Source organism: Pseudoalteromonas issachenkonii, from assembly GCF_002310795.1.
Classification (GTDB): domain Bacteria; phylum Pseudomonadota; class Gammaproteobacteria; order Enterobacterales; family Alteromonadaceae; genus Pseudoalteromonas; species Pseudoalteromonas tetraodonis.
The window spans coordinates 2,735,374-2,748,533 of sequence record NZ_CP011030.1 but is presented as its reverse complement, the minus strand read 5'-3'; the positions used below and the strand labels follow the sequence as shown (position 1 = coordinate 2,748,533).

Here is a 13,160-nt window from a genome sequence, read left to right as displayed (position 1 = left end):
GCGCCTCTGTGTTCTCGGTGGTAATTACCTATTTAAATTACCACCTACTAAGCTCCACATTCCCTAACCCCAGCCCCCGCATGTTTAAGCCCTATAATCTGCCCTTTGCCGTTATGTGCCATAGCGAGTATGTCACCCGTATTTATATTACTTTCAACTGCATGTTTTCCTTTTAAATCACTGAGCAGTGATTGTTTAATGTGTACCAGTACTTCGTCATTGCAGCTGGCTATGTACCAGTCGTTGTCGATCTTTACGAGCGTGCCGTATTCTATATGGTGTTGTTGATGGCGGCGTAAGTCGTTTGCTAGTTGGGTGTCGAGCGCTCGTTTTTGTTGCGTTATAGTGCTTGCGTAGTTACCTGTTTGATCTATTTCATGCGTTGTTATAAACGAGTAATCGTGTATGTCTATGGTGTTAAATACGGTTTTAGGGGAAGTATTTATCACGTTGTTACTGTCGAACACTATAAAGGCCAGTAAGCCCAGTGCGCAGGTAAGGCTTGTGAGTTGCAGGGCAAAGCTAAGCTTTTTAGGTTGTTTTTGGATTACGGAGTGTTTTAACGCCTGTTGCTGAGCGTGCGAAAGTCTGGTGCGTGCTTTTCGCTCTTTGTAATGTTGTGTGAGCTTTTCATCAAACTGCTCATCAGGCTTGTTCATTATAATCTCCTAATAATTGTTTTAGGTTTTGTTTGGCGTAGCGTAGCCTTGTTTTTATGGTTTGGGCGTTGCTTTGCGTTATAAGCTCTATGTCGGCAAGGCTAAAGCCTTCTTGTTGTAAGGTGATGGCTTCGCGCTGCACAAAGCTAAGTTGCTTGAGCGCAGCATTAAACGCTTCATAACTTATGTATGTGTCGCCTATGTGTGAGTCACTACTTGTTAATTCACTTTGATTATCATTTTGCGCAGGCAGTTGGCTGTTTTCATCAAGCTCGACAAAGTGTTGCTGTTTACGATATTCGTCTATTAGGGTGTTGCGTGCGAGTCGAAATAACCAGGCTTTAGGCGTGGTTTGTGCTTGGTAAAGGTGGCGCTTTTCAATTACTTTTAACCATGTTTGTTGGCTTATATCGTAGGCTAAATGTGTATTAGACTGTGTAACTAGGTAGTGATATAAATCGTTACTGTATAAGGCAATAAGCTGCTCTAAGTGGCGGTTGTCGCCACTTTTTGCATACCGCGCCATGCAGTCTTTGCTTGGCGCTTCAAATAACCATGACTTAATACTCAATAGCATAGGCGCTTATTCCTTTACTGCGAACTGTCTAATTTAAAATCAAGCTGTACGGTTTGACCTGTTTGTAATTGTGCCACACCTTCAATTATTTTTGGACGATATTTCCAGCGTTTAATAGCGCGAAGTGCTTCGCGATCAAATATGCGTTTTGGCTCGGCATTTACTACTGTGGCATCAATGACTTCACCTGTGGGTGAAATATTAAAGCTAAGTTGCACCCAGCCTTCTATACCATCACGTGCTGCGCTAGTTGGGTATTTAGGATTTATACGCACAATGGGTGAAGCATCTCCCGTAGGGCGGGCAAGTGTTTGCTTCATATCGTTACCAAACCTGTCAATTACTATGGGTGGTGCTGTGCTTATTGCTGTTATTGGCTCATTACTAGGTGTTACACGTGGTGGTGCTTTAGGCGGCATTTTAGGTGTGGGTGGTGGCGGTATTCTTTTAATATGCGTGGTTTGTTTATCTTCTGGTGCTTGAAAAATCTCAACAGTAATATCATCACCCAATTTTATAGGTGCTCTTTGCTCGCCACTAATTAAGTATTGCATAAAGGCAAATGCAATAAAGGTCATCACAGCACCGCCAATAACAGCTGTTGATGTTTTGAACATGGGGTTTTTAGGGAATTCAAGTGTGTGCATAAGCCGCTCCAAATTAACTTATTGTGTTGTTTCAGAGCTATAACGGCTGGCAAATAGAAAAGGGGTTAAATAGTTTTAAAATTTAATTAAAAATACAGGGGTAGTATTTAACCTATGTAAAAGGTCTCTTGATTTTTTTATTTTGGGTTGGCTAAAAGAATGTAGTTATTTTAAGGTTTGCCTGTTATTTTCTATTTTGTTTGCTCTAGGTAGATGAAATGAGAGCTTTAAGTTGCTTACCTGCTGTTGTTAAACTTTCGTTCTCAATAGTGGCGGCATTATTCAGGCATGCTCATTAAAAAGGATTTATAAATGAAAAAAGCAATATTTGTTTTTTTATTATTAGTTAGTGCTTGTTCATATTTAGAAAGTGAAACAGAGCAAGCTAATCGTTTATCCAAAACATACCAAGTAGACATTCAAGCTGGTGAACCTCGTTTATTTTTTCCTGAACAATTTGCAGTCAGTGATGGAGAGCCTCCAATTCTTGAAATGGAAATGACTACGCTTGCAGATTCTTCTGAGTCACTTGATGGTATTGAGGCCGCATTAACGACCTATCCTCAAGGGTTTGTTACTGAAGTAATTGACGCTATTTACCTCTCTGGTCCTATGCTTATGGAAGGAGCTGAAGCGGGTGGGACATACTCAAGCAACTCCATAATATTAGTAAATATTTCAGATCAAAATGGCACCAACTTTAACTTCGAAAACTCATTGAAAGGGGTTCACCATGAATTAAGTTCATTAATTTATATACGTTCACCTTTCGTTATATTTGCATGGCAAGCTTTGCTGCCAAAAGAGTGGAAGCCTGCATCCTCGAACTATGAGGCTTTAACGCAAGATAGAAATGTAGGACCTGATTATGAAAATGGGTTTTTATCTAGATATGGTAAAACTAATATTGAGAACGACTTTAATATTTATGCTGAATTTGCCTTTGATGAACCTGAAAAATTGCGGGAACTTGCCGCTACCTATCCAATAATAGCTAAAAAGCTAAGTTTGTTTATTACCGCGTATACGCAGTTCTCGGCTAAATATCAGCAAGACTTTGAAGATTATTTTGCGAGAACGGGTTTAAGTGATGTTGCTGTACAGCCTGAGAATTTTGAAATGACTATCCATTTAGATTTAAGCGATCTTAAGCCACAGATAAGCCAATAAAGTTTTTAAGTATTAAATCAACAAAGAAGGGGGAGTCCCCCTTTTTTATGATTCTTATCAATGCTTCGAATGGAAGTTTAACTTTTCATATTTTGCTCGTTTTCTAGATCTTTAAACAGCTCCCCTTGGGGATGTTCAAAAAACTCATCGTCTATTTCTTCGTCATCTACAACCAACATTTGATCTTGCGCGGTAGTTTCTTCAATACGCGGATCCATAGTCGCTGCCAGTGGCGAGTTAGTTACATCTGAAGTACCGACCACATAATCACTGGGTTCAGGCTGCTCTACTTTTTGTTTAGAATTAATAAACGTGAGTAATAAATACATGGTTACGGTTAATAGCGAAATAGACGCATACAATGCTTGGTGACCAAAGTAGCTCATGATCTGTGCGTTAACTGTTGAGCCTATTGCTGCCCCAGCGCCAAAAGCAACCAATAACGCTGATGACACGCCTACGCGTTCTTCGTCTTCAACTCGCGAATTGGCCAGTGCCGAACAAAGCGGATATAAAGTAAAGGCAAACAAACCAAATATAAAGGTGAGTATGTAAGCAATTAACTGTGAGCTTGGTAATAAAAACAATGCCAAACTCACAATGCCTATGGCTATGGCATTAGTACGAATTAATAAACTACGGCGAATACGGTCAGAAAGCATGCCCATTGGCCACTGTGCTAGCAGGCCGGCTAAAATAGTTAGCGACATAAAAATAGCAATTTCAGCGGCGTTAAAGCCAGATAGCTTAGCAAAAATAGGTGCTAGACCATAAAAGCTACCATTGATAATGCCTGCAAAGTGGACCGCGGTAAGCGATTGTGGCACTTTTTTAGCGTAATCAAATAGGCTCATTTTTATCGGTTTTAAGGGTTTTGGGTGAATTCTACGGGTGATAGAAATAGGAATAATACCGATTGCTAACGCCATGCACACCAAAAATAGCGGCGCATAACCTAGCTCAGGAAATTGTGCGAGCGCTAATTGCCCTAAAATCATCCCCAAGTATGAAGTGATCATATAAAACGAGAATACGCGGCCGCGTGATTCGGGGGCTGACTGTTCATTCAGCCAGCTTTCTAGCACCATGTAATTACACATCATACCTAAGCCAACAAAAAGCCTAAGGCCTAACCATATATAAAGATTATCACTCACGCCGTGAGCAGCCACACAGGCTGTCACTGCAGCAGTACTGGCGGCAAAGGTTCTGATGTGACCTACCGATTTAATAAGATGATAGCCAAGTTTTGAACCCAGTAATAAGCCAAGGTAATAACACGAGGTCATTAAGCCTATCCAAAACGTAGACGTGCCTTGTTTACCTAAATAAAGCGCTAAATAGGTAGTAAGTAAACCGGTACCAATAATTAAAAATAAATTGGCAAAGTACAGTGACGGAAATGATTTCATTAAAATGCAAATTATGAGCTAAGACAACTAGATACTAGAGCAAGCGAGAAGGTTTTCCAAGCTGTAAAAGGGAGTTTTATATGGCGCAACCCTATGCAGGCTTTAAATAGAGGTTAATGAATAAAATAATCATTTAATAATATTTTCATTTCACCGTTTTGCAGATATTCGGTAATTTTTTTGTTTATTTTTTCAAAGTCTTTTTTATAGCTTGGGTGGCAAATAATATTATCGTTAATGCTCACCGGTGAGTAGTTATTACTATAGGGTAGATGGGGGTGTATATTTAACGCTTTATAGGCAAAGTTAATATCGGGGTAAAACGCTAATATTAAGTCTACTCGCCCGAGTAATAAAAGTTGTAAGCTTTCCATTTCGCTATTTACTTCAATTACTATTTTGGCTTTTTCTTTTATTCTATCTAGCTCACGACTACTGGGCACCCCTCGAACAATGCTAATAATATCGCTGTTATTAATTTGGCCTACGTTTGAAATAACTCGCTTTGGGTTATTAGAAACCACTTTGATCAGTGCTTTGTTAAAAGGTGTGCTGTGTAAAATGTTTTTAGGTAATGTAATCCCTTCTGAGCCATCAAAGGTGTCCTCACCTGGTGCATAGCAAGCAACAGTTTGTTTTAAAAACTCAAGCTTAGCGCGTTTCATTGGCATGACTTCAATTATGTATTGATCACTCAGTTTTGTATCTGCGAGTGCTTTGGTTAATAACGCATGATAAACCCCTTGGTGTTGATTATTAGCAGCGTGTTGAAACAGTCCACTTAATTCGGCAACAGCAATAATTTGTTTGGCAGCGGCCTTTTGATGCACACAAACCATCAATAAAAATAACCAAAAGTACGATGTAGATAAATACTTACTACTGAGCATGACTTTAAACTAATTTATTTTTTGTAGCTTTAATATAGTCTTTGAGGGCTGAAAATACGACTGGTGATTTAATTAACGCCTCAATTTATACCTATATTACTGCAGAGTAAGCGCTACATAATAAAATAATATGACTAAGTGCCATGCTAGAATAGCGGGCTTATTGCGGGTATTATGCAAAGAAGCAATATTTAGCATTATTTATTCCACATTAGGGGAAATTAATGGCAGCAGTAATATTTTTTGGAACTAAAAATGACCAGTAATAATCAAGCTACAAATAAGCGTAAAAAAAATAATCCGCTTATCGAAATAGTCTTTAATATCATCATCCCTTCAGTCATTTTAATGAAGTTTTCTGGCCCTGAATATTTAGGCAGTGTGACTGGTTTAATTGTCGCGCTTATATTCCCTATTAGTTACGGTATTTATGATTTTATAAAAGCGGGCTCATTAAACTTCATCTCGCTTTTAGGCTTTTTAAGTACTTTGCTTACCGGTGGTATTGCCTTGTTTGAGCTAAACGTTGAGTGGTTAGCTATTAAAGAAGCAGCTATTCCGGCAATCATTGGTTTTACCGTGCTGATGTCGGGCTTTTTTGGTAAACCCCTGCTAGCCAAACTTTTATTAAACTCACTTTTATTTAAGCTAGATACTATTTATGATGCCTTAGATGCACGGGGCAATACACAAAGCTTTAAACAAAAAATCACCAATGCTAATTACCTCTTAGCGCTGACCTTTGTGTTTTCATCTACGATGAATTACATCCTTGCTAAATGGATTGTTACCAGCCCTGCAGGTTCCGTTGAATTTAACGAACAGCTTGGTGAAATGACGCTATTGAGTTATCCGGTAATTGCTATTCCGTCTATGCTCATGCTCATTGGTATTTTTGTTTATGTAATTAAAGTACTAACTAAATTAACCGGTATGAAGTTTGAAGACATGGTTAATGCTGAATAGGGTTATACATAATCTATAATAAAAAGCCGTTGTTTAATAACGGCTTTTTTGTTGATGTTTACTTATAAGTATTTATTTGTAATCTGAGTACTTCGTTCTGTGTTAAGGAATAAGTTTATAATTTGGTTGTAAAAAGGTCACTAAATCAGTGAGTTCAGAAACGGTCATGGTGTCGTTAAATACCGTCATTTTAGATGCTCCATCGGGGGTTCTAGCATCAGCTCTGTAAGGCCTTGAAAAGCGGTGAGAAGGGTTAATAACCGATGTAACTAACTCAGCATAAGTGACTATTTTGGTTTTATTACCGCCTAGTCTGATAGAAATATCGTCATGTTTTTTTATACTGTCATCTTCTACGCCTGCAAGTGTATGGCATGCCAAACACTCATACTTTATAAAAACGGCTTTACCTTTTTCAGCATTTCCCTCTGGTAAGCTAAATCCTCTTGGAGAATCAACGCCTCTATCGCAACCTGCAAGTGCAATTAAGCATAAAATTATTAATGTATATTTCATGGTAGCTCCTTTGTCTTTCATTAGGTTTACTTATGGCTAATTAGCTAAAACTAAAAGCGACCGCATTAGCGACTAAACTATGTATTTACTGCGCTGTATGATATTTGCATCTGGCTATTGTTTGTATTTTTAAGGCTTAGTAAGTAGCAAGAAAAGGTAATAAGGCTACGCTTATTATTAAGTGTTGATTTATTAAAATGCTTGAACACTCTATTGTTTTTATAAAGAGTCATTCACAATAAATGACTCATCTAGGGTCTGTTGACCTTTTGCAGCAGTCTGTTTGGTATTTAGGCAAGACAGAGCCTATGTGGTGTGGTTATTCCCCATAAATAGGCGATAACGTAGCATCAATGCCAAACAGGCGCTGCCCGAAGGGTTCTGCCTAGGGACGATTTACTCTTTGTTACTCGGTTTTTACTTAGCCCACTAGGTTACAAACCTCGCGCCGCGATTAAACCGCCCCTAGTTTGAACAAATTTTAATCCACAAAGGTCAACAGACCCTAGTGTAGTTGAGGAAAAATAATAACCCTAATTATTACCTGCATTTATCTCTTCGGAGTTTTGCGATTGAAACATCGTAACCTCGTCGACATGCTGACTGACGCTGTTTTTTTGTAAGGCAATGTATAAGTCTGAATGAATATAAATACCGTCTTTACCTGAGGCGATACCAGCGGTTTTAAACCAAGAAAGTAGCTGGCGTTTTCTTCCTGCTAGCTCTAATCGAATACCTCGTTTTTTAAATATCACATCTAGGTCTGCGAGCATGGCCATAACGCTTAAATCAAGATGAGTGAAGCAGGGCACAGCATCAATAATGACACATTGTGTGTCGTCTTTTTGTCTTGCATATTGCTCTAACAAGCGGCGTTTAAAATAACTGGCATTAAAATAGGTTAAAGGAGAATTAAAACGATATATAAAAACCCCTTGTACTGCTTTGGCTTTATCTGTTTCGTCTAAGCTTCTTACTACGCCTTTTATATCCACACCTAAAATGGTGTCTGATGGGCGCATAACAGTTCGAATAAATTGAAATAACCCTAGTAATACAGCAAGGGTAATTCCTGGTATAACACCAATAAACAGCACAGCAAAAAGTGTGGCCGAGGCTAAGTAAAATGCCTGCTTATCTTTAAATTTTAATTGCCAGACTGCCTTTAAATCAAGCAGGTGAACAGAGGCAATTATTAATACAATCCCGAGTGCAGCACTGGGAATAAACTCAAGCGGCGCCGTTAAAAAAAGAGCGATAACGCCAATAATAGCGGCAGCTATAATCGAAACTAATTGGGTTTTTCCGCCAGAGTCGTCGTTTACGGCTGTGCGTGAGTCGGCACCACTAACGGCAAAGCCTTGGGATAATGCTGACGCTAAATTAGCGATGCCCAAGGCTCTAAATTCTTTATCGGCATCGATGTCGTATCCATTCTTTGCTGCAAAGCTTCGCGCTGTTAGCATCATGCTGACAAAGCTAACTATGGCTAAGTTGAGTGCCGGTACAACAAGTTCTCGAATAATACCCACGTCAAAGACTGGGGTGTTAAACATAGGCAAACCACCGGTTACTGTGCCTATGGTTTTTATTTCAAATTGCTCTAAATTAAACAACCAAACGAATACCGCACCTAGTGCAATGGCAAACATAGAGGCTGGCCATGTAGGTTTTAAGCGCTTTAACACAAAGTAAACGCCGAGGGTAAATAAAGCCATTAATAAGGTGGGAATATGAGTTTGCGATAAATACGTAGGAACGCCACCTAAACGCTCAAGCAAGTAGCGTTCATCAAAGGTAAAGCCAAATACTTTAGAAAACTGACCAACAATAATGGTAATAGCCACACCGTTTAGTAACCCCATTAAAATTGGTTTAGATAAAAAGTCGGCTAATACACCTAGCTTAAAGCGGCTGGCAATAAAGCACCAAAAACCGGTCATTGCGGTCATGGTGATCACTAATTGCCAATGTTTAAAGCTATCGCCTGCAGCAAGTGGAGTAACAACTGCAGCAATAACCGCACATGTTGCGGCATCAGGGCCAATAATAAGCTGTTTAGAGGTACCAAAAAGTGCATAAAGCATCATAGGTAATACGCAAGAATACAGGCCAACTGCAGCATTAACGCCTGTAAGTTGCGCATAAGCTATAGCAACAGGTAAAGCAACGGCTGCAACCGATAATGCCGCTCTAACATCATCTGCAAACCATTGGCGTTGATAATTAAATAAGGTGTGTAAACCTGGCATAAAGCTATATAGACGCGACAACACTTCAAATTCCCTGCTAATAATTAGGAGTCGATAGTAAGTTCTCTTTAATAATAAGTATAGTAACTAAACGTGTTAGATGCGCTAAATAGGGGGATTTCTAGTGTATTAATAAGAGGAATATAGTTTAAAAATAAAAAAGCCCAGCAAGTTACTGGGCTTTGTAAGTCAAATGACAGCTTTAAAAATTAGCTATTCAATTGACCAGTAGATGATTCTATGTGGGCGCGAACAAACCACTGATATTGCTCAAGCTCTGCAAGTTGCGCAATGATCATATCTTCAGATACCGGATCAAGCTCAGCAAGTGATTCTATGGCTTTACGGTGATCACCGTTAACGCCGTTATATACTTTGTCTAATGCGGCTAAGTGTTCAGTTACTAAGCCTTTACCTATGGCGTAATCTTCCCATGTACGACGCTCAACAATCGATTTTGGTGTGCCAACTGGGACGCCGCCTAAAGTGGCAATACGTTCTGCTATGGTGTCGGTCATTTCACGGACGGTTTCTACTTGTGGGTCTAGCATTTCATGTACGCCAATAAAGTTTGGACCTACTACATTCCAATGAATATGTTTTAAAGTTAGCTGTAAATCAATTAGCGCTACCATGCGATTTTCTAGTACAGATATTGCTTTATTTGCTGATTCGTTTTTTACACCGGGAGCGGTAAATTCAGCGACTTTATTTGCATTATTACTGTTACTCATGATTCCTCCTACTATTTCAAAAATAGTGCTCGCTTTACTCTAGTGAGTATTTAAATTGCGATAACGAACACCTCTTATATTTATAGAAGCAATCGTCATGCCGATAGTGATATAGTTTTAACTAACTGAAAAATAGCAGTTTAATTTTTATTTATAGTACTTGATAAAGCAGTAAGATTAAGTGCATATGAAAAATATGCACTTTTTTGTAAATTCTGCAAAACAGCAGTACTTTAAAGTGTTAGCGAATAGCGTGCCCTTTATAGTGGTTATAATGAAGGTATTATCATTGTTGATTAATGTCCTGTTACATATACTCAACTTAAAGATTCATTAAAGGAGAAGTGTATGTTGAGGTTTTTTTCCATCGAGCAAGGAGTGATCAAAGAGTTAGCGCCTTTACCTGATACCCCTGTTGAAGTATCCATAAAGAATGCACATTGGATTGATACTATTAATCCAACACCGCAGGAGCAAAATGCGCTTGCAAAAACGCTCAATATAACTTTTCCAGATTCGGTAGATGTAGAAGAGATTGAAACGTCGTCTAGGTGCTTTATCGATAATGAAGGTTTACATGTGCATGCATTGTTTATGTCACCTAATGAAGGGCGATTTAATACTGTAACGGTAGCTTGTTTGTTGCAAAACAATTGCTTACTTACTATTCGTGATGAGGAATTGGCTGATTTTAGACTACTGCGCTTAAGAGCGCGCAAAGGTCAGGTGGCATGCGATACAGCAAAACAATTATTAATCACTTTATTTGATCAAAAAGTTGAAAACCACGCGGATATGCTCGAAGACATGCATCATCAATTAGAGAAGCTCAGTGCTTATGTACTTGAAGAAGATAACTCAGACTTAGAAGAGGCGGTTGGTCGCATAGCTCGCTTAGAAGATGCTAATGGTAAAGTGCGTTTATGTTTAATGGATACGCGACGCAATATTTCGTTCTTAATACGCCGTATAGGCGCGCAAAATGATGAGCGCGAATCTCTTCGAGAAATTGTACTCGATATAGAAACTTTAATGTCGCACTGTACCTTTTTGTTCGACAAGGTGAACTTTTTGATGGATTCAACACAAGGCTTTATTAATATTGAACAAAATCAAATTATTAAAACCTTTTCTATTGCCTCAGTGGTTTTCTTACCGCCTACAGTAGTGGCTAGTGTGTATGGTATGAATTTTAATATAATGCCTGAGCTACAATGGGAATGGGGTTATCCATTTGCAATTGGCATTATGTTGCTGTCGGGCTTTGCCCCTTATTTATTTTTTAAACATAAAGGGTGGTTATAATACTTTAATATTGCAAGCTGAGCGCTCAAATCATTACCCGGTATATTGATGTGCTTTTAATACTTCAAGGGGAATAATATCTAGCGCTTTTTGGTTTGTTGCTTCAAGTACAACAGGAGGAGCAACGTTCGCAGCAATGGCATGGTACCAACGCACTGCGCACAAGCACCATTTGTCGCCAGCTTTTAAGCCAGCAAAATCATACAAAGGATTTGGGCTAATTAAATCGTTACCTTGCGCCTTAGAAAATTGCAAAAATTCGTCGGTCATAATGGCGCACACACTGTGATTACCAAAGTCTGAATCTGGCACATAGCAAAACCCTTCGCGAGTATAGCCGCCATTGCCACAACATAGTTGTAGGCGAGTTCCCAGTACATTTAATTGATTAGCCATATAACAAATTACCTTTTAGTGATAACTGCTGAAAAGAGCTGCTTACCATAACAGGCTGTTAGTGACTTAGCTATATATGAAGAGGCTTCTGGGTAGGTATTTGTTTATAAAAATAGCTGCGCTTTGAGTAAATTCAAAACGCAGGTTTTTTATTGTGCTATTAAGTTAAGATAATAGCGCCGCAGCTAAACGCACAAAATCAGAAGAGGTTAAAATACCTACCAGCTGACCTTGCTCGCTAACCACAGGCATACAGCCATGGCGATTCTCTACAAAAAACTTAACCACATCTGATAATGGCTGGGCTGGAGTGACACTAATAAAGTCACTCACCATAATATCTTCTACTTTTGTGAGTTTTTCTTTGCGTTGTAGTGCATTTGCGCCAAAAGTAGCCATGATCCCCATTACTTTGGCGACCATAATTTTTTGCGTAAGCATGCCAACAAATGCGCCATCTTCGTCGATAACGGGAATGTGACGAACATTTTTTTCTTTCATTAAATTATGTGCGTCGTGCAAAGTACTTTTTATATTCACTGAGAATGGGTTAGGTGTCATTAAGTCTGCAACGTTTTGACTCATGTTTATTCCTTTATAAAGCGTGTGGTATATCACATTATATTAGCGCGCTTTTTAAGCTTTGCACCTTATTGAGATCAAGGTTTTTGCAGATTTAATTCACAGGAGGGAAACAGGCATCACTTAATAAAACACCCTAAAGCGTTTTATTAAGTGATAAAAAATGACTATGGGTGAATGTTATTCGTAGCCACGTTCTTTTTTAGTTTTAATAACCGCAATGTAACCGTGCCAACTAGCGTAACTAAGTAGTGGCATAATAATAATGAATCCAGCGGCACCCGCAGCAAAGCCCAGTGCCACAAGTACAAATATACAAATAGACCACACCAGCATGGCTGCAAAGTTTTCTTTAACTGCATGGATTGAAGAAACCACGGCAGTCATTATATCAACGCGTCTTTCCATCATAATTTGCGGGGTGAACGCCGAAATTGAAAACACACTAACCAGTAAAATACCGCCAATAATACTGCCTATGGTTAAAAACGCCGAAAGCTCTTCAAATGTTGGGTTTGCATGGCTTGGGTACAATGCATGAACAATTGCAGCTAAGCGCATCCAAATAATCATAATTACCATAAGTAACACGGCAAAACCCCACTCACCTACAGGGTTACGAAACATCGATTTTAATGAATGGCTTAAAGTAGGTTTATGGCCTTTCTCAAGCTCCCAAGCCACATCGTACAAACCAACCGCAAACACAGGACCTATTAAGGCAAATGCAACCGTGGCAGGCAGTATGGCAAGGTGGCTGTCGGTAAGTACAACAGAGTAAACAATCGCTACGGGAATAAGTGTGAAGATCAAACCGTAAATTAAGCTCAGCATGGGCGCGCGCGCCATATCCTTAAACGCTAACGAAAGCCAATGAAAAGCGGCAAATGTATTTACTTTGTTGCACTCTAAACAACGTGCGAATTTGGTGTCTTTGTCTATTGTGTTTGTAGTTGGCATAAAGATGCTCCTTTTTTAGTCACCTTTTAGTTTTAGAACATAGATGTTTTATTTACAACTCATAAACAACTTATACGCAAGATTTAGTTGCATT

The 13,160-nt window shown here is 39.0% G+C and carries 14 protein-coding genes; 3 read left to right on the top strand and 11 right to left on the bottom strand.

The genetic code is table 11. The features are described from left to right. Nucleotides 1–47 precede the first annotated feature (47 nt). The 3 genes from PISS_RS12745 to PISS_RS12735 are packed head-to-tail and all read right to left on the bottom strand — an operon-like array spanning nt 48 to nt 1,883. A complete protein-coding gene (locus PISS_RS12745; RefSeq protein WP_058155214.1) occupies nt 48–659 on the bottom strand; it encodes a hypothetical protein in 612 nt (203 codons plus the stop codon). Beyond that, a complete protein-coding gene (locus PISS_RS12740; protein WP_058155213.1) occupies nt 646–1,236 on the bottom strand; it encodes a sigma-70 family RNA polymerase sigma factor in 591 nt (196 codons plus the stop codon). The genes PISS_RS12745 and PISS_RS12740 overlap by 14 nt, the downstream gene beginning before the upstream one ends. A gap of 14 nt (nt 1,237–1,250) precedes the next feature. Next, nucleotides 1,251–1,883, bottom strand: a complete 633-nt coding sequence (locus PISS_RS12735; protein ID WP_058155212.1) for an energy transducer TonB — start codon at nt 1,881–1,883, stop codon at nt 1,251–1,253. Nucleotides 1,884–2,195: 312 nt separating this feature from the next. On the opposite strand from PISS_RS12735, the gene PISS_RS12730 reads away from it, so the two are divergent. Next, nucleotides 2,196–3,053, top strand: coding sequence for a hypothetical protein (locus PISS_RS12730; RefSeq protein ID WP_058155211.1), 858 nt, complete (start codon nt 2,196–2,198; stop codon nt 3,051–3,053). 77 nt (nt 3,054–3,130) lie between these two features. Here PISS_RS12730 and PISS_RS12725 read toward each other — a convergent pair whose 3' ends face one another. Beyond that, entirely contained in the window at nt 3,131–4,465 is a 1,335-nt protein-coding gene (locus tag PISS_RS12725) for an MFS transporter (protein ID WP_058155210.1), read from the bottom strand. Nucleotides 4,466–4,578: 113 nt separating this feature from the next. Next, entirely contained in the window at nt 4,579–5,355 is a 777-nt protein-coding gene (locus tag PISS_RS12720) for a type 2 periplasmic-binding domain-containing protein (protein WP_024601439.1), read from the bottom strand. Between the two features lie 255 nt (nt 5,356–5,610). On the opposite strand from PISS_RS12720, the gene PISS_RS12715 reads away from it, so the two are divergent. Then, on the top strand, nt 5,611–6,321 hold the full coding sequence (locus PISS_RS12715) for a VC0807 family protein (protein ID WP_028835687.1): 711 nt from the start codon (nt 5,611–5,613) through the stop codon (nt 6,319–6,321). Between the two features lie 102 nt (nt 6,322–6,423). Here the strand turns inward: PISS_RS12715 and PISS_RS12710 are convergent, their stop codons facing one another. The 3 genes from PISS_RS12710 to dps form a co-directional block, all read right to left on the bottom strand. After that, entirely contained in the window at nt 6,424–6,837 is a 414-nt protein-coding gene (locus PISS_RS12710; protein ID WP_058155209.1) for a c-type cytochrome, read from the bottom strand. A 533-nt stretch (nt 6,838–7,370) separates the two neighbouring features. Continuing rightward, nucleotides 7,371–9,113: a SulP family inorganic anion transporter gene (locus PISS_RS12705; RefSeq protein WP_058155208.1), complete on the bottom strand. Its 1,743-nt coding sequence runs from the start codon at nt 9,111–9,113 to the stop codon at nt 7,371–7,373. 185 nt (nt 9,114–9,298) lie between these two features. Then, on the bottom strand, nt 9,299–9,823 hold the full coding sequence (gene dps / locus PISS_RS12700) for a DNA starvation/stationary phase protection protein Dps (RefSeq protein WP_013465787.1): 525 nt from the start codon (nt 9,821–9,823) through the stop codon (nt 9,299–9,301). Between the two features lie 348 nt (nt 9,824–10,171). Here dps and corA point away from each other — a divergent pair, with 348 nt between their 5' ends. Next, entirely contained in the window at nt 10,172–11,128 is a 957-nt protein-coding gene (gene corA, locus PISS_RS12695) for a magnesium/cobalt transporter CorA (RefSeq protein ID WP_016900502.1), read from the top strand. A 33-nt stretch (nt 11,129–11,161) separates the two neighbouring features. On the opposite strand, the gene PISS_RS12690 is transcribed toward corA, so the two are convergent. The 3 genes from PISS_RS12690 to PISS_RS12680 form a co-directional block, all read right to left on the bottom strand. Then, on the bottom strand, nt 11,162–11,524 hold the full coding sequence (locus PISS_RS12690) for a DUF2237 family protein (RefSeq protein WP_058155207.1): 363 nt from the start codon (nt 11,522–11,524) through the stop codon (nt 11,162–11,164). A 165-nt stretch (nt 11,525–11,689) separates the two neighbouring features. Beyond that, nucleotides 11,690–12,109, bottom strand: coding sequence for a CBS domain-containing protein (locus PISS_RS12685; RefSeq protein WP_016900499.1), 420 nt, complete (start codon nt 12,107–12,109; stop codon nt 11,690–11,692). A 177-nt stretch (nt 12,110–12,286) separates the two neighbouring features. Next, nucleotides 12,287–13,066, bottom strand: coding sequence for a DUF2189 domain-containing protein (locus PISS_RS12680; RefSeq protein WP_013465783.1), 780 nt, complete (start codon nt 13,064–13,066; stop codon nt 12,287–12,289). Between the last annotated feature and the right edge of the window lie 94 nt (nt 13,067–13,160).

Bases quoted from the DNA above. Each gene is read 5' to 3' on its own strand.
- PISS_RS12730 (WP_058155211.1), top strand. From the start codon at position 2,196: ATGAAAAAAGCAATATTTGTTTTTTTATTATTAGTTAGTGCTTGTTCA.
- PISS_RS12710 (WP_058155209.1), bottom strand. From the start codon at position 6,837: ATGAAATATACATTAATAATTTTATGCTTAATTGCACTTGCAGGTTGC.
- PISS_RS12740 (WP_058155213.1), bottom strand. From the start codon at position 1,236: ATGCTATTGAGTATTAAGTCATGGTTATTTGAAGCGCCAAGCAAAGAC.
- PISS_RS12715 (WP_028835687.1), top strand. From the start codon at position 5,611: ATGACCAGTAATAATCAAGCTACAAATAAGCGTAAAAAAAATAATCCG.
- PISS_RS12685 (WP_016900499.1), bottom strand. From the start codon at position 12,109: ATGAGTCAAAACGTTGCAGACTTAATGACACCTAACCCATTCTCAGTG.
- PISS_RS12720 (WP_024601439.1), bottom strand. From the start codon at position 5,355: ATGCTCAGTAGTAAGTATTTATCTACATCGTACTTTTGGTTATTTTTA.
- PISS_RS12725 (WP_058155210.1), bottom strand. From the start codon at position 4,465: ATGAAATCATTTCCGTCACTGTACTTTGCCAATTTATTTTTAATTATT.
- PISS_RS12735 (WP_058155212.1), bottom strand. From the start codon at position 1,883: ATGCACACACTTGAATTCCCTAAAAACCCCATGTTCAAAACATCAACA.
- PISS_RS12680 (WP_013465783.1), bottom strand. From the start codon at position 13,066: ATGCCAACTACAAACACAATAGACAAAGACACCAAATTCGCACGTTGT.
- dps (WP_013465787.1), bottom strand. From the start codon at position 9,823: ATGAGTAACAGTAATAATGCAAATAAAGTCGCTGAATTTACCGCTCCC.
- PISS_RS12690 (WP_058155207.1), bottom strand. From the start codon at position 11,524: ATGGCTAATCAATTAAATGTACTGGGAACTCGCCTACAACTATGTTGT.
- corA (WP_016900502.1), top strand. From the start codon at position 10,172: ATGTTGAGGTTTTTTTCCATCGAGCAAGGAGTGATCAAAGAGTTAGCG.
- PISS_RS12745 (WP_058155214.1), bottom strand. From the start codon at position 659: ATGAACAAGCCTGATGAGCAGTTTGATGAAAAGCTCACACAACATTAC.